Origin of the sequence: Streptomyces sp. NBC_00872, from assembly GCF_045161915.1 — a bacterium.
In the GTDB taxonomy this organism is placed as follows: domain Bacteria; phylum Actinomycetota; class Actinomycetes; order Streptomycetales; family Streptomycetaceae; genus Streptomyces.
The window spans coordinates 6,834,916-6,861,194 of sequence record NZ_CP108806.1 but is presented as its reverse complement, the minus strand read 5'-3'; the positions used below and the strand labels follow the sequence as shown (position 1 = coordinate 6,861,194).

Genomic DNA, 26,279 nt, shown 5'->3' with positions numbered 1-26,279 from the left:
CGACGGCGGCCCGTACCCGTCGGTACGGGTACGGGCCGCCACACGCGTCGGAAGGGGATCAGTCCCGCAGGGCTCCCAGCGCCTTGCCGAGGAGCGTCGCGCGCTCTCCCGTGTCCAGTACGTGTTCCAGGCCGAATCCGAGCAGTACGGTGTCACGCGTGGTGACGGACGCGTACGACTTGAAGAGTTCCTGGGAGCGCGCCCAGTCCCCCTCCACCGCGGGGCTTCCCTCCGGGGCGCCCGGTGTGGTCCAGGCCCCCAGCGAGGTCTCGAAGCCCTCGGAGGCCTGCTCCACGCCGCCCACGGCCAGCCGCGCGTCGTCCGCGAAGACTCCGCGCCCGCCGCTGCCGGGGTCGGTGATGTAGCTGAGCGACAGCTCGGCCTCGGTGCCCGCGTAGGCGCTCAGGTCGAAGACGACCTGCTGCCAGCCGTTCGAACTGCCGGTGAGGCTGTTCCAGGCGCCGCTGGTGCCGGTCGGCGTGCAGCCGTCGTTCCCGAGGGTCAGATAGCGGCCGAGGAACGGATGGCCCTGGAGGAAGAATCCGGCCTCGCACTCATCGGGGACGGTGGTGCTGGTCGCGCCTCCGGCCTCGGGGAGCGTGGTCCAGTCGTCGGCCCCGGCGGTGTGCGCCTCCAGGACGGCGTGGTCGTACCCCGGCTCGGTGTTCCAGTTGAGCGCGAGGCGCAGCTCCGGCTTGTCGGCCGCGCTGACACCGGTCAGATCGACGGTCCGGGTGAGCCGGCGCCAGTCGTTGTCCTGGTGGGTGGCGGCGGCCATCCACTGGCCCTCGTAGGGGGCGTACGGGTTCGCGGTCCCGGTGTACACGCCCGCCTGCGCGCTGCCGAACTGCGGGAAGGTCTCCGGGTCCAGGGTGTCGGAGGTGACGGTGTAGACGCCCGCCGCGTTCAGCGGGTTGCCGGGCGCCGCGCCGAGCGTTCCGGCCGCTCCCGCCAGCGCTCCCTCGCCGCTGAATCCGGTGGCGCGGGCGTTGGAGGCGCGTCCGTAGGCGCCCAGGTAGTACTGGCTGAAGTCATTGGTCTGGGCCCGCCCGACCTGGGCGTTGCCACCGGCCAGCTCGCCAGCCTCGATGAGCTTGCCGCCCTCGTTGAGGAAGTCGCGCACGGCGATCTGGGTCGCGCCCCCGGGGGCCACGGCGCCCGTGTAGTGCACGGCCGTGGAGAAGTGGCCGAGCACGCCCAGCGGGTGCGGTACGCCCTGGGTGGCGACGTCCCAGACGACGGCGGTACGCCCGTTGGCGCGCAGGGCGTCGACATAGGCCTGGGCCTGCCGGGCGGGCGCGCCCTCCTCGGCGATCACGATCGTGTCGGCGCTGGGGCGTTCGGCCACGGTGTAGGTGAAGTGCTCGCTGGAGGTGGGCCCTCCGCTCTCCGCCCGTCCGGTGAACCAGACCTCGACGGTGTCACCGGGACCGGCGTCCTCGACCTTGGCGCGGTACTGGTCGAAGTGGAGGTTGTCCTCGCCTCCGTAGGTCTCGCCGCCCTTCCAGGCCCTGATCCTCTCCTGCTCGGCACGGCCGCCGTTGACGCGGTAGTTCAGCTCCATCTTCCGCAGCGACGAGCGCGCGATGACGGAGACCTCCTGGTCGGCGCCGCGCGCGTACGAGGTGGTGAACGGGTCGATCGTGAAGTCCGGGGCGGTCAGGCCGACCGACGAGGAGGGCTGGTCGGGGTGGGCGGCCGTCTCGGCGACGGAGAGCGCGAAGGGGACGTTCTTGGTGAACTCCTCCTGGATCAGCTTCTCGTCGTCGGGGAAGTTGAAGCCGGAGCGGCAGTCCCGTGCCTCCCACGCGTCGTCCGGGTCGTACCCGGACGCGGTCTGGCAGGTCGTCATCTCGGGGGTGAACATCATCGTGCCGTTGACGTTCGCCGCGTGACCGTCGGCCTCGCCGTTGGTCGTGTACAGCTCGGAGGAGACCTGCGGGTAGTAGCCGGGGATGGCGGAGTTCTCCGGGGTGCCCGCGAGCGCCTTGTAGAGCACGTCGTCGGGGGTCGGGGTCGCGACCTGCCAGCCCACACCGTAGAGGAGCAGTTCGGCGGCGGAGTGGTAGTTGACACCGTAGTCGAAGTCGATGCGCCGCTCGAAGCGGTCGATCGCCGCTGTCTCGGGCTCGGAGTTGGGGCCCGCGCCGCGGTAGGTCTCGTTGGCGGGCTGCGGGGACGAGCCCTCGTCGTCATAGCCCCACTTGTAGGCGAAGTTACGGTTCAGGTCGACGCCGTCGCCGGACGCGATCTTCCCGTCCCCGTCGACGTCCCTGAGGTTCTTGCGCCAGAGGCGGGCGCTGTCCGAGCTGAAGGTGTAGTCGTAGCCGTCGGGGTTGGCCGAGAGGACGAACCACAGCTCGGTGGAGTCGACGATCCGCGTGATCCGCGGGTCCTTGCCGTAGTTGTCGATGTAGTGGTGCATCAGACGGCGTGTCATCTCGGGAGTGATCCACTCCCGGGCGTGCTGGTTGGACATGTAGAGCACCGACGGCTTGTCACCGTCCTTGGTGACGGGCGCGCCCTTGCTCACCTTGAGGGCGAGGATGTCCTGGCCGTTGACGGTCTTGCCGATGGAGACGACCTTGGTGATCCCGGGGTTGGCCTGCCCGGTTTCGACGATCTCCTCCTGGAGATTGCCCTCGCCGCTGTACGGGCGGTAGACGCCGTCGCCCGCCGCGCGCGCCCGCGCGGCCGCCTTCGCGGGGACCGTGCGCTCGGTGACGTCGACGCCCTGCTTCTCCAGGGCGCGCGCCTGGGCGTCGGTGAGAAACAGTTCGACCTTCGCGGTCCCCTTCTCGGGGGCCCGTTCGGTGAGTTCATGGGCGTCCTGGCCCGCCGAGAGCAGCAGCGGTATCTGCTCCTGGGTGACCTCGGCGTCGAAGACCTTCACCGCGTCGGCACCGGCCGCGGGGTCCGGGGCCGGCCGTGCCTGGGCGGCGGGCGCCGCCGTCACACCGGCCAGCAGCAGTACGCCTGCGGCGAGTATGGATCTCGCTCTGTGTCTCATGTGCCCCTCTTGCTGTTGTCTGCCACGTCCGTGAACTGACGTCAGGCTGACCACGCTCCATGATCATGTCAAGAGCGCCTGATGAAGTGCCAGAATGCCTGCTGCCGACACCTATTCGGTGCCGGCAGCGGGTGGCTGGGGAGAGACAGGACGAGGGCGACGGGCGGACGATCGAACCGGCGCGCCGGACGGGCCGTACGGAGCGGGCGGGCCGGGGCCGGAGGCGGGCTCAGCCGACGAGACCGTCCGCCAGTTCCTCACTCAGATTGGACTCCGTGCCCGGAATCCCGAGGTCCTGTGCCCGCTTGTCGGCCATCGCCAGCAGCCGGCGGATCCGGCCCGCGACGGCGTCCTTGGTCAGCGGCGGATCGGCGAGCGCGCCCAGTTCCTCCAGGGAGGCCTGCTTGTGCTCCATCCGCAGCCTGCCCGCGGCGGCGAGATGCTCCGGCACCTCCTCGCCGAGGATCTCCAGCGCGCGCTGCACCCGGGCACCCGCGGCGACCGCCGCGCGGGCGGAGCGACGCAGATTCGCGTCGTCGAAGTTGGCGAGACGGTTGGCCGTGGCACGGACCTCGCGGCGCATCCGCCGCTCCTCCCAGGCCAGCACCGACTCATGCGCGCCGAGCCGGGTCAGCAGCGCGCCGATCGCGTCCCCGTCCCGTACGACCACACGGTCCACCCCGCGCACCTCACGGGCCTTCGCGGCGATCTGGAGCCTGCGCGCGGCACCGACGAGCGCGAGAGCGGCCTCGGGACCCGGGCAGGTCACCTCCAGTGAGGAGGAACGGCCGGGCTCGGTGAGCGAGCCGTGCGCCAGGAACGCGCCGCGCCAGGCGGCCTCGGCGTCACAGGTGGCTCCCGAGACGACCTGCGGGGGCAGTCCCCGGATCGGGCGTCCGCGGCCGTCGACCAGCCCGGTCTGCCGGGCGAGCTGATCACCCCCGGTGATCACCCGTACGACGTAACGGCTGCCGCGGCGCAGTCCGCCGGGGGCCATCACCACCAGCTCCGAGTTGTGCCCGAAGATCTCCAGGATGTCCTTGCGGAGCCGGCGCGCGGCGATGCTGGTGTCCAGCTCCGCCTCGATCACGATGCGGCCGCTCACCAGGTGCAGCCCGCCCGCGAACCGAAGAATCGCCGAGACCTCCGCCTTCCTGCAGCACGTCCGGGTGACGGGGAGGCGGGCGATCTCGTCCTTCACCGCTGGCGTCATCGCCATGGGCCGATCCTTCCATGCATCCGAAAAATACGGTCGTACGCGGCTGCCAACAGCTCCGGATCGTGGACCGGCGAACTGTCGGACGCTGCCACCGGCGCCAGCTCGACCGCGGCACCGAACCGGCCGGCGGCATCGGAGAGTGACTCACGGTCGGGCACGGCGGCCTTGTCGGCCAGCACCACGTCCAGGGCGAGTTTAGGGGCGTGTCGCCCCAAAACCTCCAAATGACGCTGCGGTGAGAAGCCATCGGTTTCACCGGGTTGCGGCGCGAGGTTCAGCGAGAGGACCCGGCGGGCCTTGGTCTCCATCAGCGCGTCGAGCAGCTCCGGCACCAGAAGATGCGGGATCACCGAGGAGAACCAGGAGCCGGGACCGAGCACCACCCAGTCCGCGTCCCGGACCGCCGCGACGGCCTCGGGGACGGCCGGCGGGTCGTGCGGCACGAGATGCACGGACTGCACCTCCCCCGGGGTGAGCGCGACCGTCGCCTGACCACGCACCGTGTTCACCTCGTCGGGGTACGCCGGGTCATGGCCCCGTACGAGCGCCTGCAACTCCAGCGGGACGGCGGACATGGGCAGCACCCTGCCGTGCGCGCCGAGCAGCTTGCCGACCAGATCCAGGGCCTGGACATGGTCGCCGAGCTGCTCCCAGAGGGCGACGATCAGCAGATTGCCCACCGCGTGCTCATGCAGATCGCCCTGGGACTGGAAGCGGTGCTGGATGACCCGGGCCCAGGTCTGGCCCCAGTCGTCGTCACCGCAGAGCGCCGCCAGGGCCTTGCGCAGATCGCCCGGCGGCAGTACCCCCAGCTCCTCCCTGAGCCGCCCGCTGGAGCCCCCGTCGTCGGCGACGGTGACCACGGCGGTCAGATCCCCCGTGATCCGGCGCAGCGCCGCGAGGGAGGCGGACAGGCCCATGCCGCCGCCGAGTGCGACGACCTTCGGCTGGGCACCGCGCCCGCGCGCCGACAGCGCGGGTGCTCCCCGGCGCAGTCGGCGCATACGCAAGGTGCGTCCGGTCACTCGCGCCCCATGTCCCGGTGCACGACGACGGTCTCGATTCCTTCGGAGGCGAGGCGGGCGGCGACCTTCTCGGACATGGCGACGGAGCGGTGCTTGCCGCCCGTACACCCGACCGCGACGGTCACATACCGCTTGCCCTCGCGCCGGTACCCGGCGGCGATGAGCTGGAGCAGTTCGGTGTAGCGGTCGAGGAACTCCTTGGCGCCCGGCTGGTTGAAGACATACGCGGACACCTCCTCGTTGAGCCCGGTGAACGGGCGCAGCTCCGGCACCCAGTGCGGGTTGGGCAGGAAGCGGCAGTCCACCACCAGATCGGCGTCGACCGGCAGTCCGTACTTGTAGCCGAAGGACATGACGGTGGCCCGCAGCTCCGGCTTCTCGTCCCCGGCGAACTGGGCGTCCATCTTGGCGCGCAGCTCGTGCACATTGAGACTGGAGGTGTCGATCACCAGATCGGCGTCCCCGCGCAGCTCGCGCAGCAGATCGCGCTCGGCCTCGATGCCGTCCACGATCCGGCCGTCGCCCTGGAGCGGGTGCGGGCGCCGTACGGACTCGAAGCGGCGGACCAGCGCCTCGTCGGAGGACTCCAGGAAGACGATCCGCCGGGTGACCTCCTTGGCGTCGAGGTCGGCGAGCGACTCACGGAGATTGTCGAAGAACCGCCTGCCGCGTACGTCCACGACGACGGCGATCCGTGCCACATTGCCCTGCGAGCGCGCGCCCAGCTCCACCATGGTGGGGATCAGCGCGGGCGGCAGATTGTCCACCACGAACCAGCCGAGGTCCTCCAGGCATTTGGCGGCGGTGCTGCGGCCCGCGCCCGACATTCCGGAGATGATCACCAGCTCGGGAATGGCCGCGTCGCCGGTGTCACCTGCCTCCTTGGTGGTGCCCGTACTCACGTGCTCCGCTCCGTCCCGGTCATGCTCGGTCATGCGTGCTGCCCCCGTCGTCTTCCATGATCTCTCCTGTTGCCGTGTTCACGGCGGGTGCCGCCGGGGCCGCCTTCGCGAGGGCCACGACGACGGACTCGGCCGTCTTGCGGCCCAGGCCCGGTACCTCGCAGATCTGGTCGATTGTCGCCTGCCGCAGCCGCTTCACCGAGCCGAAATGCTTGATGAGTGCCTGTTTGCGGGACTCTCCGAGGCCCGGGACCTCGTCCAGCGGGCTGGTCCTGACCCGCTTGGCACGCTTGGTCCGCTGGTAGGTGATGGCGAAGCGGTGCGCCTCGTCCCGTACCCGCTGGAGGAGATAGAGGCCCTCGCTGGAGCGGGGCAGGACGACCGGGTCGTCGTCGCCGGGCAGCCAGACCTCTTCGAGGCGCTTGGCGAGACCGCAGACGGCGACATCGTCGATGCCCAGTTCGTCGAGGGCCCGCTTGGCCGCCGCGACCTGGGGCTGTCCGCCGTCGACGACGAGGAGCTGGGGCGGGTACGCGAAGCGCTTGGGCCTGCCGTCGTCGTCCCGGTCGGGCCCGCCGGCGGTTTCCCCCTCCCCCGGCAGCGCCGGGGGACCCGGCCGGGCGGGCCGCTCGTACCCCACGGACCGCGCGTAATCCATGGGCCGGTCCTGCTCCAGGGACCGCGCGTGCCCGTTGGGCCGCGGCGCGTCGAGCGGTCCGCTGTCGACCGGCCGCGGCTCCTCCGACCGCTCCGCCTCCTCCGCCTCCTCGGGCTGCTCGGGCCACTCCCCGGTCTTCTCCTTCTCCTGGAGATAGCGCCGGAAGCGACGGCTGATCACCTCGTGCATCGACCGGACGTCGTCCTGGCCCTCGAAGGTCTTGATCTGGAAGCGGCGGTACTCGCTCTTGCGCGCGAGGCCGTCCTCGAAGACCACCATCGACGCCACCACGTCCTCGCCCTGGAGATGCGAGATGTCGAAGCACTCGATACGCAGCGGCGCGCTGTCCAGGGCGAGGGCCTCCGCGATCTCCTCCAGGGCGCGGGAGCGGGTGGTCAGATCGCTGGCGCGCTTGGTCTTGTGCAGGACGAGCGCCTGCTGCGCGTTGCGGCCGACCGTCTCCATCAGGTCCTTCTTGTCGCCGCGCTGCGGAATCCGCAGCGAGACCTGGGCGCCCCGGCGCTCGCTCAGCCACTGGCTGACCGCGTCCGCCTCCTCCGGCAGGGCGGGGACGAGGACCTCCTTGGGCACGGAGTCGCCGCGCTCCTCCCCGTAGAGCTGCTGGAGCGCGTGCTCGACCAGGCCCGCCGTGTCCACGGCCTCGACCTTGTCGGTGACCCAGCCGCGCTGGCCGCGGACCCGGCCGCCGCGGACATGGAAGATCTGTACGGCCGCTTCGAGTTCGTCCTCGGCGACCGCGATCAGATCGGCGTCGGTGGCGTCCGCGAGCACGACGGCGTTCTTCTCCATCGCGCGGCGCAGGGCGCCTATGTCGTCACGGAGCCGGGCGGCCCTCTCGTACTCCATCTCCTCGGCCGCGGCCGTCATCCGCCGCTCCAGGCGGCGGATGTACGTACCGGTGCGGCCGGCCATGAAGTCGCAGAACTCGTCGGCCAGTTCACGGTGCTCCTCGGCGGTGACCCGGCCGACGCAGGGCGCCGAGCACTTGCCGATATAGCCGAGGAGGCAGGGGCGGCCGGTCCGCTCGGCGTTCTTGAACACGCCCGCGGAGCAGGTCCGTACGGGGAACACACGGAGCATCAGGTCGACGGTCTCGCGGATGGCCCAGGCGTGTCCGTACGGTCCGAAGTAGCGCACGCCCTTCTTCTTGGCGCCCCGCATGACCTGGACGCGGGGGTACTTCTCGTTGAGCGTCACCGCGAGCGAGGGATAGCTCTTGTCGTCGCGGTACTTGACGTTGAAGCGGGGGTCGAACTCCTTGATCCAGGAGTATTCGAGCTGGAGCGCCTCGACCTCGGTGGAGACGACGGTCCACTCGACGGAGGCGGCCGTGGTGACCATGGAACGGGTGCGCGGATGCAGGCTCGCCAGGTCCTGGAAGTAGTTGGCGAGCCGCTGGCGCAGGCTTTTCGCCTTTCCTACGTAGATCACCCGGCGGTGGTCGTCGCGGAACTTGTAGACCCCCGGCGAGTCGGGGATCTGTCCCGGCTTGGGGCGGTAGCTGGAGGGGTCGGCCATGCCGTCCACCCTACTGTCGGCGACGGACAGTGTGGCCGCGCCGGGGTACGGAGGCGGCCCTCGGACGGTGTCGGGGCGGACGGTCTCGGGGCGGTCGTCGCCGTGTGCGGCCCTGCCGGGTCCTCAGGCCTGGGGACCGGCGATGAGCTTGCCGCCCCGCGCCGTGACCGGTACCTCCGGCAGCGGTACGGTCGCCGGGCCGTGGATGGCCTCGCCGGTGGTGACGTCGAACTTGCTGCCGTGGCACGGGCAGTCACCCACCGTGCCCTCCAGCTTCTCCAGGAGACAGCCGGCGTGGGTGCACTGGGCGCTGAACGCCTTGTACTCGCCGCGCGCAGGGCAGCTCACCACAAGACGCTGCTCGCGGAAGAGCTTGGCACCGCCGACCGGGATGTCGTCCGCCGCGCCGAGCTCGACGGCCGTGGTGGGTGTGGGGTCCTCGGCGTGCCCGAGCTTCGACTCGGTGGAACACCCCGCCACACCGATCCCGGCCACCCCGGCGAACGCGACCCCCTTCAACACGGTGCGACGCTGCGCGGACGGGCCGTTCATGGTGTCTCCACTGGTCAGGGTTACGAATACGCCACCCCCGACGATACCGACCGCCCTCCGGCCCCGCCCGCCCCGGCCCGACAGCCCCGCCCGCCCCTGCCCACGCCCTGGGGGCACGGGGAGCACGGGGACCATGGGCACCCCGCACGGGCCTGGGGCCCGGCGGCCCGGAGCCCGGCGGCCCGGAGCCCGGCGGCCCGGGGCTCTGGGGCCCGGGGCTCTGGGGCCCGGGGCTCTGGGGCCCGGGGCTCTGGGGCCCGGGGCTCTGGGGCCCGGGGCTCTGGGGCCCGGGGCTCTGGGGCCCGGGGCTCTGGGGCCCGGGGCTCTGGGGCTGGGCCCGGAGCCCCAGACCCGGGGCCCAGCCCCAGAGCACAGGGCTGTCGTGCCCCGGATCCAGGGCACGACAGCCCTGGGACCCGGGCCTGGGCTCCTGACCCAGAGCACGGGGCCCTGGGTCCGGGCTCCGGGCTCCGGGCTCCGGGCTCCGGGCTCCGGGCTCCGGGCTCCGGGCTCCGGCGTCAGGCTCAGCGGGAAGCGGTCGCCTTCTTCGGCGCCGCCTTCCTTCGCGCCTGCTTCTTCGGGGGCGTCGCGTCACTGATTCGTTCCGGGTCCAGGATCTCCCGGAGGAACTTGCCCGTGTGACTGGCCGGGACGCCCGCCACCTGCTCCGGAGTGCCCTCCGCGATCACCAGACCGCCGGCGTTGCCGCCCTCGGGACCCATGTCGATCACCCAGTCCGCCGTCTTGATGACGTCCAGGTTGTGCTCGATGACGATCACCGAGTTGCCCTTCTCGACCAGCCCGGACAGCACCGTGATCAGCTTGCTGATGTCCTCGAAGTGCAGACCGGTCGTCGGCTCGTCCAGGACATAGACCGTACGGCCCGTCGACCGCTTCTGGAGCTCGCTCGACAGCTTCACGCGCTGCGCCTCGCCGCCCGAGAGGGTCGGCGCGGACTGGCCGAGCCGCACATAGCCGAGACCGACCTCGTTGAGCGTCCTGAGATGGCGCGCGATCGCCGGGACGGCCTCGAAGAAGTCCAGGGCCTCCTCGATCGGCATGTCCAGCACCTCGGCGATGGACTTGCCCTTGTAGTGGACCTCCAGCGTCTCCCGGTTGTACCGCGCCCCGTGGCAGACCTCGCACGGCACATAGACGTCCGGCAGGAAGTTCATCTCGATCTTGATGGTGCCGTCACCCGAGCAGTTCTCGCACCGGCCGCCCTTGACGTTGAAGGAGAAGCGCCCGGGAAGATAACCCCGGACCTTCGCCTCCATCGTCTCCGCGAAGAGCTTGCGGACATGGTCGAACACCCCGGTGTACGTGGCCGGGTTGGACCGGGGCGTACGGCCGATGGGCGACTGGTCGACATGGACCACCTTGTCGACCAGATCGTCCCCGTCGACCCGCGTGTGCCGGCCGGGCACCGACTTCGCGCCGTTCAGCTCACGCGCGAGATGCGTGTACAGGATGTCGTTGACCAGGGTCGACTTGCCCGAGCCCGAGACACCGGTGACCGCCGTGAACACTCCCAGCGGGAACGACACATCGATGTCCCGCAGATTGTTCTCCCGCGCGCCGTGCACGGTGAGCTTCCGCTCCGGGTCGACGGGCCTGCGGATGTCCGGGGTCGGGATGGACCTCTTGCCCGCCAGATACTGGCCGGTGATCGACTCCTTGTTGGTCAGCAGTCCCTTCAACGGCCCGGAGTGCACGACCTTGCCGCCGTGCTCACCCGCGCCGGGGCCGATGTCGACCACCCAGTCGGCCACCTTGATGGTGTCCTCGTCGTGCTCCACGACGATCAGTGTGTTGCCCATGTCACGGAGCCGGACCAGGGTCTCGATCAGCCGGTGGTTGTCCCGCTGGTGCAGACCGATGGACGGCTCGTCCAGCACGTACAGCACGCCGACCAGACCCGAGCCGATCTGCGTCGCCAGCCGGATCCGCTGTGCCTCACCGCCGGAGAGCGTGCCCGCCGCGCGATTGAGCGAGAGATAGTCCAGACCGACGTCGACCAGGAACCTCAGCCGTTCGTTGACCTCCTTGAGCACCCGCTCGGCGATCTTCTTGTCCCGGGCGTTCAGCCTGAGCTCGCCGAGGAACTCCGCGCAGTCACTGATCGAGAGCGCCGAGACATCGGCGATGGACTTGTCCATGACAGTGACCGCGAGAACGATCGGCTTGAGGCGCGTGCCCTCACAGGTCGGGCACGGCACCTCGCGCATATAACCCTCGAAGCGCTCCCTGCTGGAGTCGCTCTCGGCCTCGCCGTGCCGCCGCTTGACGAAGGAGACGGCCCCTTCGAAGGCCGGGGTGGTGTAGGCCCGCTCACGGCCGTACCTGTTGCGGTAACGGACCTCGACCTGGGTCTTGTGGCCGTACAGCAGGGCCTTCTTCGCCCGCTGCGGCAGCCCGGCCCACGGGATGTCCGTACGGAAGCCGAGGGCCTGCGCGAGCCCGCCGATCAGCCGGCCGAAGTACTCCCTGGTGTGGCCGTGCGACCAGGGGTGGATGGCGCCCTCGTCGAGCGACTTCTCCTCGTCGGGGACGATCAGCTCCGGGTCGACCTCCATACGCGTACCGATACCGGTGCACTCGGGGCAGGCGCCGAACGGTGAGTTGAAGGAGAAGGAGCGCGGCTCCAGCTCCTCGAAGGAGAGATCGTCGTACGGGCAGTAGAGATGCTCCGAGTACATCCGCTCGCGCTCGGGGTCGTCCTCCGGGAGATCCACGAAGTCGAGCACGACCATGCCGCCGGAGAGACCGAGCGCGGTCTCGACCGAGTCGGTCAGCCGGCGCTTGGCGCTGTCCTTCACCGTGAGGCGGTCGACGACCACCTCGATGGTGTGCTTCTCCTGCTTCTTCAGCGTGGGCGGCTCGCTGAGCTGGATCGTCTGCCCGTCGACCCTGGCCCGGCTGTACCCCTTGGTCTGGAGATCGGCGAAGAGATCGACGAACTCACCCTTGCGCTCCCGCACGAGCGGCGAGAGGACCTGGAAACGGCTGCCTTCGGGGAGCTCCAGCACCCGGTCCACGATGGCCTGCGGCGACTGCCGGGAGATCGGCCGGCCGCACTCGGGACAGTGCGGCTTGCCGATTCTCGCGAAGAGCAGCCGGAGGTAGTCGTAGACCTCGGTGATCGTGCCGACCGTCGAGCGCGGGTTGCGCGAGGTCGACTTCTGGTCGATGGAGACGGCCGGGGAGAGCCCTTCGATGAAGTCGACGTCCGGCTTGTCCATCTGACCGAGGAACTGCCGGGCGTACGAGGACAGCGACTCCACATACCGGCGCTGCCCCTCGGCGAAGATCGTGTCGAACGCGAGGGAGGACTTGCCCGACCCGGAGAGCCCGGTGAAGACGATGAGGGAGTCACGGGGGAGGTCGAGCGACACGTTCTTGAGATTGTGCTCGCGCGCGCCACGGACGATGAGACGGTCGGCCACGCCGGTCCGCACCTTTCTGGGGAAACAGGGGCGGAGCCCCCTTCATGGACTACGGGGGTCGCCAGAGCGATTGATTGCCAAGCGGTGGAGGGCCCCGCGCGCGGAGCGCCGGGCTCGGATGTGCCTATTCGCGATGTGCCTACATGCCAGGATGCCTCGCCCGAGCCTATAGCACGTGCATTCGATTTAAGGACGCTCGTCACCGCCTTCACCCGATCGAGTGGCGCGGCTATCGTCGGCGCCATGATCGACCATGTGCGGGACCTGGCATCTGTACGCGAAGCGACCGAGCGGCTCCTCACCGCGGCCGGCGCACTGGACAACGCGGCTCTCGCCGCGCCGTCACGCCTTCCCGGCTGGAGCAGGGGCCATGTACTGGCCCATCTCGCCAGGAACGCGGACGCCCTGGTCAATGTTCTGGAAGGACGGCCCATGTACGAGGACGCCGCTTCCCGCGAGGCGGACATCGAGCGGGACGCGTCACGCGCCCTCGATGTGCAGCTCGCCGATGTACGTAACACCGCGGAGCGGTTCCAGCATTCCGCGGCCGTCCCCGCCGACTGGTCCCGCGTCGTGGCGCTGCGCAACGGTGTCACGGACAGGGCGGCCCGCCTTCCGTTCCGCCGGCTGGTCGAGATGGAGCTGCACCATGTCGATCTGGGAATCGACCGCGAGCTGGAGGACTTGTCCGAGGAGTTCACCGCACGCGAGATCGACTTCCTCACCGAGCGCTTCTCCGGCAGCCCCGGGGTCCCGCCGCTGACCCTGAAGGCGTCCGACGGCCGCACCTGGCGCACCGGCCGTACGGAGGGCGTCCCGCTGCCCGTCACCGGTCCGGCCGCCGATCTGATGGGCTGGCTCGCCGGCCGTCGCGACGGAGCGGCGCTGGAGTTCCCGGAGGGCCGCCTCCCCGTACTCCCCCCGCTATAGGCTGATCCTTATGACGTACAGCGGAGCGGTGAAGGTCGGCGGACCGGCGGATGTGCATGAACTGCCCGCCCTGATGATCTCCAAGGTGGCGGTCGGACCGATGGAGAACAACGCCTATCTGCTGCGCTGCCGGGCCACCGGCGAGCAGCTTCTGATCGACGCGGCCAATGACGCCGCGACCCTGCTGACCCTGATCGGCGACGACGGCATCGCGTCCGTCGTCACCACGCACCGGCACGGCGACCACTGGCAGGCGCTCGCCGAGGTCGTGGCGGCCACCGGTGCCCGTACGTACGCGGGCCGGTACGACGCCGAGGGCATCCCCGTACCGACCGATGTGCCCGTCGAGGACGGCGACACCGTCACCGTCGGCGAGATCGGGCTCACCGCGCTGCGTCTGGTGGGGCACACCCCGGGCTCGATCGCGCTGGTCTACGACGACCCGCACGGTCACCCGCATGTCTTCACCGGCGACTGCCTCTTCCCCGGCGGTCCCGGGCGCACCACGACGCCGGCGGAGTTCACCAGTCTGATGGACGGGCTCGAAGCCAAGGTCTTCGGCGCCCTGCCCGACGAGACCTGGATCTATCCGGGCCATGGGAACGACTCCACGCTCGGCGACGAGCGCCCGCAGCTCGCGGCCTGGCGGGCCCGCGGCTGGTGATCTCCGGGGCGGCCGGTGATCTCTCCGGGGCGCCACCCGGCCGGTCGGTGGCTCGGAATAATGACTCGAACCCGGCCGGGCCGCGTTCCTACGATCGGTTCATGCCGATCCCCGTATCGCCCGTCTACCCGCCCAAGCCCCTGCCCGGTGACCGGATCGCGGTGATCTCGCCGTCCTCCGGACTGCCGGGGCTGCTTCCGCTCCCGTACGAACTGGGGCTCGGCCGGCTGGCGAAGGACTTCGGGCTGGTGCCCGTCGAGTATCCGGCGACCCGGAAGATGGATTCGACGCCCCGGGAGCGGGCCGACGACATCCACGCCGCCTTCGCGGATCCGACGGTGAGGGCCGTGATGGCGAGCATCGGCGGGGACGACCAGATCACCGTGCTGCCCCTGCTGGACCGGGAGTTGATCCGGGCCCACCCCAAGCCGTTCTTCGGTTTCAGCGACAACACCAATCTGCTGGCGTATCTGTGGAACACCGGGATCGTCGGCTATCACGGCGCCAGTGTGATGACCGAGCTGGGCCGGCCGGGCGCGATGGACCCGCTGACCGCCGAGTCCCTGCGGGCCGCGCTGTTCACCTCGGGACCGTACGAACTGCGCCCCGCCGAGAGGTTCCGGGACCCGGGCGACGACTGGGCGGACCCGGCGGTCTTCACGGCCGAGCCGGAGACACGGCCGGGCGGCGGCTGGAGCTGGCACGGTCCCGGGCGGGTGGTGGAGGGCCGCAGCTGGGGCGGCAATCTGGAGATTCTCTCCTGGTTGCTGATGGCGGACCGGGAGATCCGGCGCGATCTCTCCGTGTACGACGGATGTGTGCTGGTACTGGAGACCTCGGAGGACCTGCCGTCCGCCGAGGATGTGTTCCGGATCCTGCGCAGCATGGGCGAGCGCGATCTGCTGCGGCGCTTTCCCGCGCTGCTGATGGCACGGCCCAAGGCCTGGTCGTTCACCCGGCCCAACAGCCCGGAGGAGGCGGCCCGTTACGCGCGGGAGCAGCGCGAGGCCGTACTGCGCGCGCTCGCGGCGTACGCCCCCGGAACGGTCGCCGTCTTCGATGTCGACTTCGGGCACACCGATCCGCAGCTGGTGATCCCTTACGGCGGACTGATACGGGTGGACGGGGCCGCGCGCCGTATCAGCGTCACCTACTGACGCCTCCGGGGAGAACGAACGGGGGGCCGGGCGTCCGGAGGCCCCGGGGACGTCCGGAGGCCCGGGGGACGTCCGGAGGCCCGGGGACGTCCGGAGGTCCGGGCGTCCGGACCTCCGGGTCAGGGATCAGGCCTGGATGCTGTCCTTGCTGTCCGCGCTGTCGGCGTCGCCCTTGCCCGCCGCGGCCGACGCCTCGCGCTCCGCCTGCTTCTTGGAGGCGATCAGGCTGGTGATCGTGGTGACGATCAGAACACCGCAGATGACCGCCAGCGAGACCGGAATGGAGATCTCGGGGACATGCACCCCGCTCTCGTGCAGCGCGTGCAGCACCAGCTTCACCCCGATGAAGCCCAGGATGACCGACAGTCCGTAGCTGAGGTGCACCAGCTTCTTGAGCAGTCCGCCGATGAGGAAGTAGAGCTGCCGCAGACCCATCAGGGCGAAGGCGTTGGCGGTGAAGACGATGTAGGGGTCCTGGGTCAGACCGAAGATCGCGGGGATGGAGTCCAGCGCGAACAGCACATCGGTGGTGCCGATGGCGAGCATGACCACCATCAGCGGGGTCAGGACCCGCTTGCCGTTGTTCCTGATGAAGAGCTTGGTGCCGTGATACCTGTCGGCGACACCGAACCGCTTCTCGATGGACTTGAGCAGGCGGTTCTCCTCGAACTCCTCTTCCTCCTCGTCGGAGCGCGCCTCCTGGACGAGCTTCCAGGCGGTGTAGATCAGGAACGCGCCGAAGATGAAGAAGACCCACGAGAAGCTGGCGATGATCGCGGCGCCCGCCGCGATGAAGGCCGCGCGCAGGACCAGGGCGATCAGCACACCGATCAGCAGCACCCGCTGCTGGAGATGTGACGGCACCGAGAACTTCGCCATGATCAGGACGAAGACGAAGAGATTGTCGACACTGAGCGACTTCTCGGTGATGAAGCCCGCGAAGAACTCGCCGGACGCCTGGCCCGTGCCGAAGACCATCAGGCCGAGGCCGAAGAGCGCCGCGAGGACGACCCAGACGACCGTCCAGATCCCGGCTTCCTTCATCGACACGTCATGTGGCTTGCGCCCGATGAGGAAATCCACGGCGATCAGGGCGGACAGACCGAGAACGGTCAGCACCCACAGGGTCATTGAAACGTCCACTGTGCCTCCGGCTTCGTACGGCTACTGATCAGCGTCGTCGCTGCCGGAGGTCTCCTCCACCCGGGCGGCGTCCGCCGCTCCCCGGGCCGGCGCCCCGGGACCGATGGCGGTCCGTATTGACGGGTACGTCGCGATGCGGGAGTACTCCCCTCCGTTCCAAGGAACAGTACAGGAAAGACCAAGGAAAGGTAAAGAAAGAGGTAAAGCCGCTGAAAGTGTGCTGCTCAGCGGGGGTGTGCGCGCTCGCGCGCCGCTCAGGGGCGCCAGGAGCGACGGGCGGTGGCCACCTGTTCCAGGACCTGGAACAGCACGCGGCTGCCCGGGGGCACGATGGGAGGCTCGTACGTCCAGGCGTGGCCGACCCACGGATCCGCGAGATGGTCGTCGGGGACCGGGGTGATCCGGAGCAGGGACCGCCAGAGCGGATCCAGCACGGGCCCGTACGCGGCGGCGTCCTCGCGGTCCGCGACCATCAGCAGATGCACCCCGACCGACGGACCCTCGTCGGCGAGATAGCGGAGCTGGGTCACCGCGCGGTCGTCGAAGCCGTGCGGGAAGTCATTGACGATCAGCAGCTGCTCGGCGGTGTCCAGACCGGGCGGCAGCGACTCGGCGGCGCCGCCGCGCACCGCCATCTGCACCAGATCCACCCGCTCGGTGAGCTTCGCGAGGACGGCGGCCACCCCCGCGGCACCGGCGGCGGGCGGTCCCGCCAGGGCGCCGGACGCGGTCAGCGGGGTCAGCGAGCGGGCCGCGGACCCGGCCGGGTCGATGACATGGACCGTGAACTCGCCGGGCGGATAGACGGCGAGCAGCCGCCCGGCATGGGCGACGGCGGTGTCCAGGGCGAGACCGCGGAGCTGGGCCTCGTCCATCATCAGGGCGGCCTCGGAGCCGGACCGGCCGCTGTCGACCCACAGCCCGCGCTCCAGCGGCAGCCTCACCAGCATCGGGATCCGCAGATCCGGACGCTCGGGGAGATGGACGTCGCCCAGGCGCAGCGCCATCGGGATCTCCATCGGAACGCGGTACGCGTGCCAGACGGGGTTGTCCCAGCGGGCGTACGCGGCCGGCAGGGCCGGTTCGACGACCTCGGACTCCGCGACGAGCTGGGCGAGATCGCGGTCGAGGGCCTCACGGGCCTGGGCGGCGAGCTGGTCGTGCTTGGCGCGGGCCGCCTCCCGTGCCGCCTCACCCGCCCCGCCGATGCGGTTACGGGGGTCGGACAGGACGCGGTCCAGCTCCTGGTCGAGCCGGGACTCGGCGAAGTCGATCGCGCTGCGGTACGCGGCGACCGCGCGGGCCAGATCCTCGAACATGCCCCAGACCTGGTTGTAGAGCCGCTCGTCCAGGGACCAGCCCGTGGCGTCACCGGCGACCGGGCGGGGCTGCCGGCCCGGCTCGGCGGGCGGCGCGGCCGGGGGCGGTGTGGGAGGCGCGGAGGTACGGCGCCCGGGATGCGTGTAGTTGACCGCGCCCCCGGAACCGCCCGCTCCGCCGGAAGCCGCCGCCGCGCCGGAAGGCGTCCCGCCGGAAGGCGTCGCGCCGGGTGTGCCGCCCTGCGGGGCGCCGGCGCCCGCCGACGGCGTCACCGGGTCGGACGCCGGCTGCGGCGCGGAAGCCAGCGGCTGCGGGACGGTGGAGCCGCCCTGGGCGGCCGGTCCCGACTGGGCGGCCGTACCGGATGTGGCCGAGGAGGACAGCCCCTCGTGCCTGACCCGTACGCCGTCCTGCGCACCGGGCAGCGGGATCTGCACCGTGCTCGCCAGATGGCGGGCGACCGTCTCCTGGATACCGCTGACGAAGGCACGGGCCTGCGGCAGGCCGTGGTCGCCGAGCAGTTCGGCGAGGCCTCCCGCGTATCCCTGGCCGACGGCACGGACCTTCCAGGCGCCCTGGCGGCGGTAGAGCTCCAGGGCGACGACGGCGGACTCGGAGTCCAGACCGGTGAGGGTGAAGCTGGCGACTTCCGTACCGTCCGTGGAGGTGACGGCGGCGAAGGGAGCCGCGGTGGCGCCGAACCGGTCCGGTCCGCCGACGCCCTCGGGCAGGGCGAGCAGCACATGCACGAGATGCGCCTGCTCGGGCACGGCCTCCAGATCGATATGGAAGCGCAGCCCCGAGGCGGCCTGCCGGGACACCTCTATGCCGGGGAGCGTGGGCGAGCCGGGGTGGGCGATCCACTCGGTGCCGCGCACCGTGCCCTGTGCGTCACCGAGCGTGGCGCAGGCCATGACCGGCGCGGCGGCCGTCACCCGGATCTCCAGGCGGGTGTGGGGCAAGGGGTGGTTCTGCCCCCGGACCAGCTCGGCCGTCATCGCCTCTGTCCCCTCGTCGGTTACGCGTCGTCGTTCGCTGTGGATTCAGCCGGCTGTGGATCAGCCAGGAGTCCGGCCATGGGTGGTCGGGTGGTGCGGTACGGGTCCACGGCAGCCGCGCAGCTCCCGGCGACCTGACTTCCGGGAGCTGCGCGTGCCGGCGAAACGCCGTGTCGTACAGATGCGCACAGATGTGTGCGCCGTGGTGCTGGAGCTGTCCTGGGTACGGAAAACGCGCCTGGGTACTAGAGATGCGGCAGGATCGCCGGCATCAGGTCCTGGAACGTACGGCCGTTGGCCGGGTTGCCCAGGGCCGTCATCTGCCAGCCCGCGCCCGCGCGGTGCACCTTCGCCATGATCTGCGCGGTGTACTGGCCACCGCCGTCCAGCGTGTAGCGCGCCAGCTCCTGGCCGTTGGTCTCGTCGACGATGCGGCAGAAGGCGTTCTGCACCTCCTGGAACGTCTGGCCGGTGAACGAGTTCACCGTGAAGACGATCTGGTCGATATGGACCGGGATCCGCTGGAGGTCGACCAGGATCGCCTCGTCGTCGCCGCCCTGTCCCGCGCCGCCGACCAGATTGTCACCGGTGTGCCGCACCGAGCCGTCGTCGCTGACGAGATGACGGAAGAAGACCACGTCGACCGGCTGCTTGTCGGCGAAGAGCACCGCCGACGCGTCCAGGTCGATCTCACGCGTGCGGGAGCCGAACAGACCCCGGCGCGGCGCGGCCTGCCAGCCGAGCCCCATACGCACCGCGGTCAGCGTGCCGCCGCCCTTCTTCTCCAGGCTGATGGCCTGTCCCTTGGTCAGATTGACGCCAGGGCCCCCGGGCGCACTGCCCTTGGATACGTCCACCACGCGCTGTCCCCTCTCGAATGGTTCCCCCGCAACCGTCCGTATGCGGTTGCGCAGCACCCTACGCAGTCGCGCGGGCGGTGCAGGAGGCTTGGACCGTTTTTGTGTCGGTCTTGCAACACACCAGGTGTTCCGGGGTGTCAGGCCAGCCCCGCCTCCCTCATCTGCCGCAATTCCTTCTTCAGTTCGCTCACTTCGTCGCGCAGCCGCGCCGCCACCTCGAACTGGAGCTCGGCCGCGGCGGCCCGCATACGGTCGGTCATCTCCTCGATGATTCCGGCCAGTTCGGCGGCGGGGCGGTCGGAGAGCACCGCGGTCTTCGCGCCGGCACCGCCCTTGGCCGCCTTGCCGGCCTTCGTACCGAGTGTGGGCACGGCGGTCCTGGCCGACCTGCCGTCCTTCGACTGCCGGTAGCCCGTGCCGAGCAGCGCCTCGGTGTCGACCTCCTCGCGCGCGATGGTCGCGACGATGTCGTTGATCTTCTTGCGCAGCGGCTGGGGATCGATACCGCGCTCGGTGTTGTACGCGATCTGCTTCTCCCGGCGGCGGTTGGTCTCGTCGATGGCCTTCTCCATCGCCGGGGTGATCTTGTCCGCGTACATATGGACCTGACCGGAGACATTGCGCGCGGCCCGGCCGATGGTCTGGATCAGCGAGGTGCCGGAGCGCAGGAAGCCCTCCTTGTCGGCGTCGAGGATCGCCACCAGCGAGACCTCGGGAAGGTCGAGGCCCTCACGGAGCAGGTTGATGCCGACCAGGACGTCGTACTCCCCCGAGCGCAGCTCGCGCAGCAGCTCCACCCGGCGCAGGGTGTCCACGTCGCTGTGCAGATACCGCACCTGGATGCCCAGCTCCAGGAAGTAGTCCGTGAGGTCCTCGGACATCTTCTTGGTGAGCGTGGTCACCAGGACCCGCTCGTCCTTCGCGGTCCGCTCGCGGATCTCGTGCACCAGGTCGTCGATCTGGCCCTCGGTGGGCTTGACGACGACCTCCGGGTCGATCAGCCCGGTGGGACGGATGATCTGCTCCACGAACCCGTCGGAACGGGACAGCTCGTAGGTGCCGGGCGTGGCGGAGAGATAGACGGTCTGGTCGATCCGCTTCTGGAACTCCTCCCACTTCAGCGGGCGGTTGTCGAGCGCGGACGGCAGCCGGAAACCGTGGTCGACGAGGGTCCGCTTACGGGACGCGTCGCCCTCGTACATCGCGCCGATCTGCGGGACCGTGACATGCGACTCGTCGATGACCAGCAGGAAGTCCTCGGGGAAGTAGTCGAGGAGGGTGTTGGGCGCCGTGCCGGGCGCGCGGTCGTCGAAGTGCATCGAGTAGTTCTCGATCCCGGAGCAGGAACCGATCTGCCGCATCATCTCGATGTCGTACGTCGTGCGCATCCGCAGCCGCTGGGACTCCAGGAGCTTGCCCTGCTTGTCCAGCGTGGCCAGACGCTCCTCCAGCTCCCGCTCGATGCCGTTGACCGCCTTCTCCATACGCTCGGGGCCGGCGACATAGTGGCTCGCGGGGAAGACGTACAGCTCCCGGTCGTCGGTGATGACCTCGCCGGTGAGCGGGTGCAGCGTGGAGAGCGCCTCGATCTCGTCGCCGAACATCTCGATACGGACGGCGAGCTCCTCGTAGACCGGGAAGATCTCGATGGTGTCGCCCCGGACGCGGAAGGTGCCGCGCGCGAACGCCACATCGTTGCGCGTGTACTGCATGTCCACGAAGCGGCGCAGGAGCTGGTCCCGGTCGATCTCGTCGCCGACCTTCAGCGGCACCATCCGGTCCACGTACTCCTGGGGCGTACCGAGACCGTAGATGCAGGAGACCGAGGCGACCACGATCACATCGCGGCGGGTCAGCAGTGAGTTCGTCGCGGAGTGGCGCAGCCGCTCGACCTCCTCGTTGATCGAGGAGTCCTTCTCGATGTAGGTGTCCGACTGCGGGACATACGCCTCGGGCTGGTAGTAGTCGTAGTACGAGACGAAGTACTCGACGGCGTTGTTGGGCAGCAGCTCGCGGAACTCGTTGGCGAGCTGGGCGGCGAGCGTCTTGTTCGGCGCCATCACCAGGGTGGGGCGCTGAAGCCTCTCGATCATCCAGGCGGTCGTCGCCGACTTTCCCGTGCCGGTGGCGCCGAGCAGGACGACATCCTTCTCACCGGCGCGGACACGCCGCTCGAGATCGGCGATGGCCGTCGGCTGGTCGCCGCTGGGCTGGTAGGGACTGACGACCTCGAAGGGCGCCACCGTACGTTCGATGCTGGAAACGGGCCGCATGGAACCACCGTACGACCACCCACTGACAGCCGGGCGCCGGGCGACACCGGATCACCCGCCGCTCACCAGTCGTGCAGGTCCTGCGGGCCGCTGCGCGGCGCTCTGGCGGCCGTACGGTCGGCCGCCTCACGGCTGTCCCGGTCCGTGCGCGGCCGGGTCCGCTGCGATGGCACCCCGCCCAGCCCCCGGGACCCGCACAGTCCGCGTACGGAGCCCGGGGGCCGGGCGGTCCGGGCGGTCCGGCCGGATCGGAGGCGGCCCCAGCGCCGGCCCCGGTCCGGGTCCCGGTCACGGTCCCGATGCCGGTCGCGGTCCGCGTCCCGACCGCCCGTCACCAGCAGCGGGTCGAAGAACAGCGCCACCCCCGCCAGCAGCAGGAAGACCGCGGGGCCGATCAGCATCGGCACGAGCAGCTCGGTGGCCGGGGCGCCGCCCGGGGCGGCGGTGGTCCCGTCGAGATGGACCTCGACCCCGGCCATGGCGGTGAAGTGCATTCCGGTCGACGCGACGCCCAGCACCAGACTGGCCGCCAGACTGGCCGAAAAACCATGCTGCGTGGCGGTCACCCAGAGCCCGGCCACGGACGCGGCGACGGCGATCAGGACGGAGAGCGCGACCGTCCCGGTGTCGTAGGCGACCTGTCCGTGCAGCCGTACGCCGGCCATCCCGAGGTAGTGCATGGTGGCGATGCCGAGACCGGTGACCGTACCGCCGGTGACCAGGGCCATCGGGGTCGAGCCGCGATAACCCACTATGAAGATCCCGATCCCGGTCATGACGATCCCGACGGCGAGGCTGGCGAACGTCGTGAGCCGGTCGTAGCCGACCGGCACCTCGGTGACGGCGAAGCCCATCATGCCGATGAAGTGCATCGTCCAGACGCCGGAGCCGATCGAGGCCGCCCCCAGCGCCAGCCCGCCGGGTTTCCAGGGGCGCCGGGCGCGCAGGGATCTCGCTGTGCAGCGCAGGCCGAGTGCCGCCCCGAGACAGGCCATGAGAAAGGCCGCCACGGGGGTGACGAGGCCATAGCTGAATCCTTCGACGGTGCCCTGCATACGGTGTGCCCTTCGCCCCTCGGCTCCATGTACGGAAGCGCTGGTTCGGGGCGAGAGTAGGACGGCGGGCCCGGTAATCAAACAGGCACCGGCCGATTTGTCGATATGAAGTCGATATGAAGCCGACATGCGGCGACACGGAGCGGCACGACCCCGCGGTCCGGTATGCCTGTCTCGGGGTGTGGCTTCATGTGGTGGCCAACCTTCGCCCGTCCTCCGTTGGCCGGAGGCTGCCACCCTCGGGGCCGACCGTCATCCCGCGACGCGAGGAGTCCAGGTGTACGCGCGCACATCGGCGGCAACGCGCACGTCGACGACAACGGCCAGCGCGCTGCTGGGGGTCACCGCGCTCATGCTGCCGGGCGCCGCCACGGCCTCGACCGGTCCGGGCGACGCCCCTGCCCCCGCCCCCGCAAGCACCGCTGCCGCCACCGCGACTGCCACGGGCACCGCCGTCACCAGCGCCGACGCGCCCAGGGCCGGCGGCCCGCTCGTGATCGCGCACCGCGGCGCCTCGGCGTACGCGCCGGAGAACACCCTGGCGGCCGTCGAGCGGGCCGCCGAGCTGGGCATCGACTGGGTGGAGAACGACGTACAGCGCACCAGGGACGGCGCCCTGGTCGTGATCCACGACGACACTCTCCTGCGGACCACGGACGTGGAGCGGGTCTTCCCCGACCGGGCTCCGTGGAAGGTCAAGGACTTCACCGCCGCCGAGATCGCGCGGCTGGACGCCGGAAGCTGGTTCGGCGCTCGGTGGGCGGGTGAGCGCGTACCGACGCTGAAGCAGTTCCTGAACACCGTCGACGCCAACCGCCAGAAGCTGCTCCTGGAGATCAAGGCCTCCGAGCAGTACCCGGGCATCGAGAAGGACATCCTGCGGGTGCTCCGCCAGGAGGGCTGGCTGGACCGTGCCCATGTCGAGGAGAAGCTCGTCATCCAGAGCTTCAGCGCGGACAGCGTCCGCGCGGTGCACCAGCGGCGCCCCGAGATCACCACGGGCTTCCTCGGGACACCGGCGACGGCCGAGCTGCCCGCGTACGCCGCGTTCACGGACCAGATCAATCCGTCGTACACCTCGCTGACCGCCGGCTACGTGGCGGCCGTGCACCGGCTGAAGGGCCCGCACGGCAAGCCGCTCACGGTCAGTACCTGGACGGTCAACGACGCGGCGGGCGCGGTGCGGGTCAGGGATCTCGGTGCGGACGGGATCATCACCAACAACCCGGACGTGGTGCGGGACGCGGTGGGCTGAGACCGGCCGGTACGTCCGGGCCGCACCGACCGGGGCACACCGGCCGGGGCGCACCAGCGGGCCGGGACCCGTTGTCAGTGGTGGCCCTTACGGTGGTCCGCATGAACACTTACGGACAGTCCCCGCTGGAGTGGACCGTCGTGGGCAGCGACATCGGGCCGCTGCTGCTGGCCGCGACGGGCCAGGGCCTGGTGAGCGTGGTCTTCCACGCCGACGGGCCGGTGCGGGAGAAGGCGCTGCGGCAGCTCAGGGAGCGGCTCGGGGTCGAGCCGGTCGAATCGGCGTCGGGTCTGCTGGCCGAGCCGATACGTGAGCTGGCGGCGTATTTCGCGGGCGGGCTGCGGGAGTTCGGACTGCCGCTGGACTGGTCGCTCTCCGGGGGTTTCAACCGGCAGGTGCTGCGCGAGCTGGCCACGGGTGTGCCGTACGGCGCGGTGGTGGGGTACGGCGAGCTGGCACGCCGGGTGGGCCAGCCAGGCGCCGCCCAGGCGGTCGGCGCGGCGATGGGCTCCAATCCCCTGCCGTTGGTGGTGCCGTGTCACCGGGTGGTGGAGAGCGACGGCGGGCTCGGCGGTTTCGGCGGCGGGCTGGAGACCAAGCGGCAGCTGCTGGCCCTGGAGGGTGTGCTCCCGGCGCCGCTTTTCTGAACCCTCGGCCCCCCTCGAAGTGCGCTGCCGCAAGCCCGGACGAGGGTGCGAATATTGCACGGTTTTACCGTCACTTGTCCGCTTTCCTTGCCGGGCTTAGGCTGATTTGTGGAGCACCACCGCGCGTACAGCCCGGCGGATACCGTGCGAGGCGCTAGTACGTCCGGCCCCGCCGACCGGGCGGATTTCCGTGTCCGCACCCCCCGTGGCCGGACCGCCCGAGCGGTAGCGGACTCCATGACCCGCGCACATGCCGAGTCATCCGCTGGACAGGCAGAACCGAAGGGACGGCGAGTCAGCATGAGCGGAGGAAACAGGGCGGTCGCATACATCAAGCCGGGTGAGGTGGAAGTCAGGGAGACCGAGTACCCAGGGCTGGAACTTCGCGACGGTCCGGGAGTGGCCCCGGCCAATATCGGCCGCAAGTGCCGGCACGGGGTCATCCTCAAGGTCCTCGCCACCAATATATGCGGCAGCGACCAGCACATGGTACGAGGCCGTACGACAGCCCCCGAAGGCCTGGTCCTCGGTCACGAGATCACCGGCGAGGTCATCGAGAAGGGGCCCGACGTCGAGTTCATCGACAACGGTGACATCGTCTCGGTGCCCTTCAACATCGCCTGCGGGCGCTGCCGGAACTGCAAGGAGCGCAAGACCGGAATCTGTCTGAACGTCAATCCGGCCCGCCCCGGCGCGGCATACGGCTATGTCGACATGGGCGGCTGGGTCGGTGGCCAGGCGGAGTACGTCATGGTGCCGTACGCGGACTTCAATCTGCTCAAGTTCCCCGACCGGGACGCGGCACGCGAGAAGCTCCTCGATCTGACGATGCTCTCGGACATCTTCCCGACCGGCTTCCACGGTGCCGTGACCGCCGGCACGGAGGTCGGCTCCACGGTGTACATCGCGGGCGCGGGACCCGTCGGCCTGGCGGCCGCGGCTTCGGCGCAGCTCCTCGGCGCGTCGGTCGTCATCGTCGGCGACCTCAACACCCAACGGCTGGACCAAGCCCGCAGTTTCGGCTGTGAGACCGTCGATCTGACGCTGGGTTCGCTGGAGGACCACATAGCCCAGATCCTGGGAGTGCCCGAGGTGGACGCGGCGGTCGACGCGGTCGGCTTCGAGGCGCGCGCCTACGGCAAGGACACCGACGAGGCACCGGCGACCGTCCTCAACTCCCTGATGAACGTGGTCAGGGCGGGCGGCAAGCTGGGTATCCCCGGGCTGTATGTCACCGAGGACCCGCGCGGTGTCGACAAGGACGCCAAGTCCGGCACGCTGAAGGTACGGCTGGGGCTGGGCTGGGCGAAGAGCCATGAGTTCACCACCGGTCAGTGCCCGGTGATGAAGTACCACCGGGGCCTCGCGGAGGCGATCCTGCACGACAAGGTGCATATCGCGAAGGCGGTCAACGCCACGGTGATCTCGCTGAACGACGCACCGCGCGGATACGCGGAGTTCGACCACGGAGCGAGCCGCAAGTATGTGCTGAATCCGCATGGCGCGCTGAATGGGTTGAAGGCCGCCTGAGGTCGCACGACCGGGTCTGATCCGGACACGAGATCCGGACGCGCATCACCGGCCGGCTGTCCCGCCGGCCGGTGATCGCGCGCCCGGCCCGGTGAT

Annotated in this window: 18 protein-coding genes; 6 read left to right on the top strand and 12 right to left on the bottom strand. The window is 70.2% G+C overall.

Going from position 1 to position 26,279, the window contains the following annotated elements:
- Positions 1 to 58: 58 nt before the first annotated feature.
- The 7 genes from OG214_RS29260 to uvrA all read right to left on the bottom strand — a co-directional run bounded on the left by OG214_RS29260 (position 59) and on the right by uvrA (position 12,351).
- Positions 59 to 3,010 (bottom strand): M14 family zinc carboxypeptidase, encoded by a 2,952-nt coding sequence (locus OG214_RS29260; protein WP_405986416.1) that lies wholly within the window; start codon positions 3,008 to 3,010, stop codon positions 59 to 61.
- A 229-nt stretch (positions 3,011 to 3,239) separates the two neighbouring features.
- Positions 3,240 to 4,229 (bottom strand): DNA-binding protein WhiA, encoded by a 990-nt coding sequence (whiA, locus tag OG214_RS29255; RefSeq protein ID WP_046495602.1) that lies wholly within the window; start codon positions 4,227 to 4,229, stop codon positions 3,240 to 3,242.
- On the bottom strand, positions 4,220 to 5,254 hold the full coding sequence (gene yvcK / locus OG214_RS29250; protein ID WP_363083677.1) for a uridine diphosphate-N-acetylglucosamine-binding protein YvcK: 1,035 nt from the start codon (positions 5,252 to 5,254) through the stop codon (positions 4,220 to 4,222). The genes whiA and yvcK overlap by 10 nt, the downstream gene beginning before the upstream one ends.
- The gene (gene rapZ / locus OG214_RS29245; protein WP_363083678.1) at positions 5,251 to 6,189 is read right to left on the bottom strand and encodes an RNase adapter RapZ; all 939 of its coding nucleotides are present in this window, start codon (positions 6,187 to 6,189) and stop codon (positions 5,251 to 5,253) included. Before rapZ ends, yvcK begins: the two co-directional genes overlap by 4 nt.
- A complete protein-coding gene (gene uvrC / locus OG214_RS29240) occupies positions 6,176 to 8,353 on the bottom strand; it encodes an excinuclease ABC subunit UvrC (RefSeq protein ID WP_405986415.1) in 2,178 nt (725 codons plus the stop codon). The genes rapZ and uvrC overlap by 14 nt, the downstream gene beginning before the upstream one ends.
- A 123-nt stretch (positions 8,354 to 8,476) precedes the next feature.
- Positions 8,477 to 8,905, bottom strand: coding sequence for a Rieske (2Fe-2S) protein (locus OG214_RS29235; RefSeq protein WP_363083680.1), 429 nt, complete (start codon positions 8,903 to 8,905; stop codon positions 8,477 to 8,479).
- 524 nt (positions 8,906 to 9,429) lie between these two features.
- Positions 9,430 to 12,351 carry an excinuclease ABC subunit UvrA gene (uvrA, locus tag OG214_RS29230; RefSeq protein WP_405986414.1) on the bottom strand — a complete coding sequence of 974 codons (2,922 nt, stop codon included), beginning with the start codon at positions 12,349 to 12,351 and terminating at the stop codon, positions 9,430 to 9,432.
- A 243-nt stretch (positions 12,352 to 12,594) separates the two neighbouring features.
- On the opposite strand from uvrA, the gene OG214_RS29225 reads away from it, so the two are divergent.
- From OG214_RS29225 to OG214_RS29215, 3 genes are all read left to right on the top strand, one after another.
- Positions 12,595 to 13,281: a maleylpyruvate isomerase family mycothiol-dependent enzyme gene (locus OG214_RS29225; RefSeq protein WP_363080087.1), complete on the top strand. Its 687-nt coding sequence runs from the start codon at positions 12,595 to 12,597 to the stop codon at positions 13,279 to 13,281.
- Positions 13,282 to 13,291: 10 nt separating this feature from the next.
- Positions 13,292 to 13,945, top strand: a complete 654-nt coding sequence (locus tag OG214_RS29220) for an MBL fold metallo-hydrolase (protein WP_363080088.1) — start codon at positions 13,292 to 13,294, stop codon at positions 13,943 to 13,945.
- A gap of 101 nt (positions 13,946 to 14,046) precedes the next feature.
- Positions 14,047 to 15,102, top strand: coding sequence for a S66 peptidase family protein (locus OG214_RS29215; RefSeq protein WP_405986413.1), 1,056 nt, complete (start codon positions 14,047 to 14,049; stop codon positions 15,100 to 15,102).
- Between the two features lie 126 nt (positions 15,103 to 15,228).
- Here the strand turns inward: OG214_RS29215 and OG214_RS29210 are convergent, their stop codons facing one another.
- The 5 genes from OG214_RS29210 to OG214_RS29190 form a co-directional block, all read right to left on the bottom strand.
- Positions 15,229 to 16,245 (bottom strand): TerC family protein, encoded by a 1,017-nt coding sequence (locus tag OG214_RS29210; RefSeq protein WP_363080090.1) that lies wholly within the window; start codon positions 16,243 to 16,245, stop codon positions 15,229 to 15,231.
- A gap of 254 nt (positions 16,246 to 16,499) precedes the next feature.
- The gene (locus OG214_RS29205) at positions 16,500 to 18,563 is read right to left on the bottom strand and encodes a TerD family protein (RefSeq protein WP_405986412.1); all 2,064 of its coding nucleotides are present in this window, start codon (positions 18,561 to 18,563) and stop codon (positions 16,500 to 16,502) included.
- Between the two features lie 245 nt (positions 18,564 to 18,808).
- Positions 18,809 to 19,375 carry a TerD family protein gene (locus OG214_RS29200; RefSeq protein WP_365902554.1) on the bottom strand — a complete coding sequence of 189 codons (567 nt, stop codon included), beginning with the start codon at positions 19,373 to 19,375 and terminating at the stop codon, positions 18,809 to 18,811.
- A gap of 185 nt (positions 19,376 to 19,560) precedes the next feature.
- On the bottom strand, positions 19,561 to 21,696 hold the full coding sequence (gene uvrB, locus OG214_RS29195; protein WP_405986411.1) for an excinuclease ABC subunit UvrB: 2,136 nt from the start codon (positions 21,694 to 21,696) through the stop codon (positions 19,561 to 19,563).
- A gap of 62 nt (positions 21,697 to 21,758) precedes the next feature.
- Complete coding sequence (locus tag OG214_RS29190; protein ID WP_405986410.1) at positions 21,759 to 22,751, bottom strand: MHYT domain-containing protein; 993 nt, start codon at positions 22,749 to 22,751, stop codon at positions 21,759 to 21,761.
- A gap of 352 nt (positions 22,752 to 23,103) precedes the next feature.
- Between OG214_RS29190 and OG214_RS29185 the strand changes: the two genes are divergently transcribed.
- From OG214_RS29185 to fdhA, 3 genes are all read left to right on the top strand, one after another.
- A complete protein-coding gene (locus tag OG214_RS29185) occupies positions 23,104 to 24,006 on the top strand; it encodes a glycerophosphodiester phosphodiesterase (RefSeq protein ID WP_405987650.1) in 903 nt (300 codons plus the stop codon).
- 101 nt (positions 24,007 to 24,107) lie between these two features.
- Positions 24,108 to 24,653, top strand: coding sequence for a methylated-DNA--[protein]-cysteine S-methyltransferase (locus OG214_RS29180; RefSeq protein WP_363080095.1), 546 nt, complete (start codon positions 24,108 to 24,110; stop codon positions 24,651 to 24,653).
- Positions 24,654 to 24,953: 300 nt separating this feature from the next.
- Positions 24,954 to 26,183: a formaldehyde dehydrogenase, glutathione-independent gene (gene fdhA, locus OG214_RS29175; RefSeq protein WP_363080097.1), complete on the top strand. Its 1,230-nt coding sequence runs from the start codon at positions 24,954 to 24,956 to the stop codon at positions 26,181 to 26,183.
- Positions 26,184 to 26,279 lie beyond the last annotated feature (96 nt).

Excerpts from the sequence above, each read along its gene's own strand:
- OG214_RS29260 (WP_405986416.1), bottom strand. The coding sequence starts at position 3,010 with ATGAGACACAGAGCGAGATCCATACTCGCCGCAGGCGTACTGCTGCTG.
- whiA (WP_046495602.1), bottom strand. The coding sequence starts at position 4,229 with ATGGCGATGACGCCAGCGGTGAAGGACGAGATCGCCCGCCTCCCCGTC.
- rapZ (WP_363083678.1), bottom strand. The coding sequence starts at position 6,189 with ATGACCGAGCATGACCGGGACGGAGCGGAGCACGTGAGTACGGGCACC.
- uvrC (WP_405986415.1), bottom strand. The coding sequence starts at position 8,353 with ATGGCCGACCCCTCCAGCTACCGCCCCAAGCCGGGACAGATCCCCGAC.
- OG214_RS29235 (WP_363083680.1), bottom strand. The coding sequence starts at position 8,905 with ATGAACGGCCCGTCCGCGCAGCGTCGCACCGTGTTGAAGGGGGTCGCG.
- OG214_RS29225 (WP_363080087.1), top strand. The coding sequence starts at position 12,595 with ATGATCGACCATGTGCGGGACCTGGCATCTGTACGCGAAGCGACCGAG.
- OG214_RS29220 (WP_363080088.1), top strand. The coding sequence starts at position 13,292 with ATGACGTACAGCGGAGCGGTGAAGGTCGGCGGACCGGCGGATGTGCAT.
- OG214_RS29215 (WP_405986413.1), top strand. The coding sequence starts at position 14,047 with ATGCCGATCCCCGTATCGCCCGTCTACCCGCCCAAGCCCCTGCCCGGT.
- OG214_RS29205 (WP_405986412.1), bottom strand. The coding sequence starts at position 18,563 with ATGACGGCCGAGCTGGTCCGGGGGCAGAACCACCCCTTGCCCCACACC.
- uvrB (WP_405986411.1), bottom strand. The coding sequence starts at position 21,696 with ATGCGGCCCGTTTCCAGCATCGAACGTACGGTGGCGCCCTTCGAGGTC.
- OG214_RS29190 (WP_405986410.1), bottom strand. The coding sequence starts at position 22,751 with ATGCAGGGCACCGTCGAAGGATTCAGCTATGGCCTCGTCACCCCCGTG.
- OG214_RS29185 (WP_405987650.1), top strand. The coding sequence starts at position 23,104 with ATGCTGCCGGGCGCCGCCACGGCCTCGACCGGTCCGGGCGACGCCCCT.
- OG214_RS29180 (WP_363080095.1), top strand. The coding sequence starts at position 24,108 with ATGAACACTTACGGACAGTCCCCGCTGGAGTGGACCGTCGTGGGCAGC.
- fdhA (WP_363080097.1), top strand. The coding sequence starts at position 24,954 with ATGAGCGGAGGAAACAGGGCGGTCGCATACATCAAGCCGGGTGAGGTG.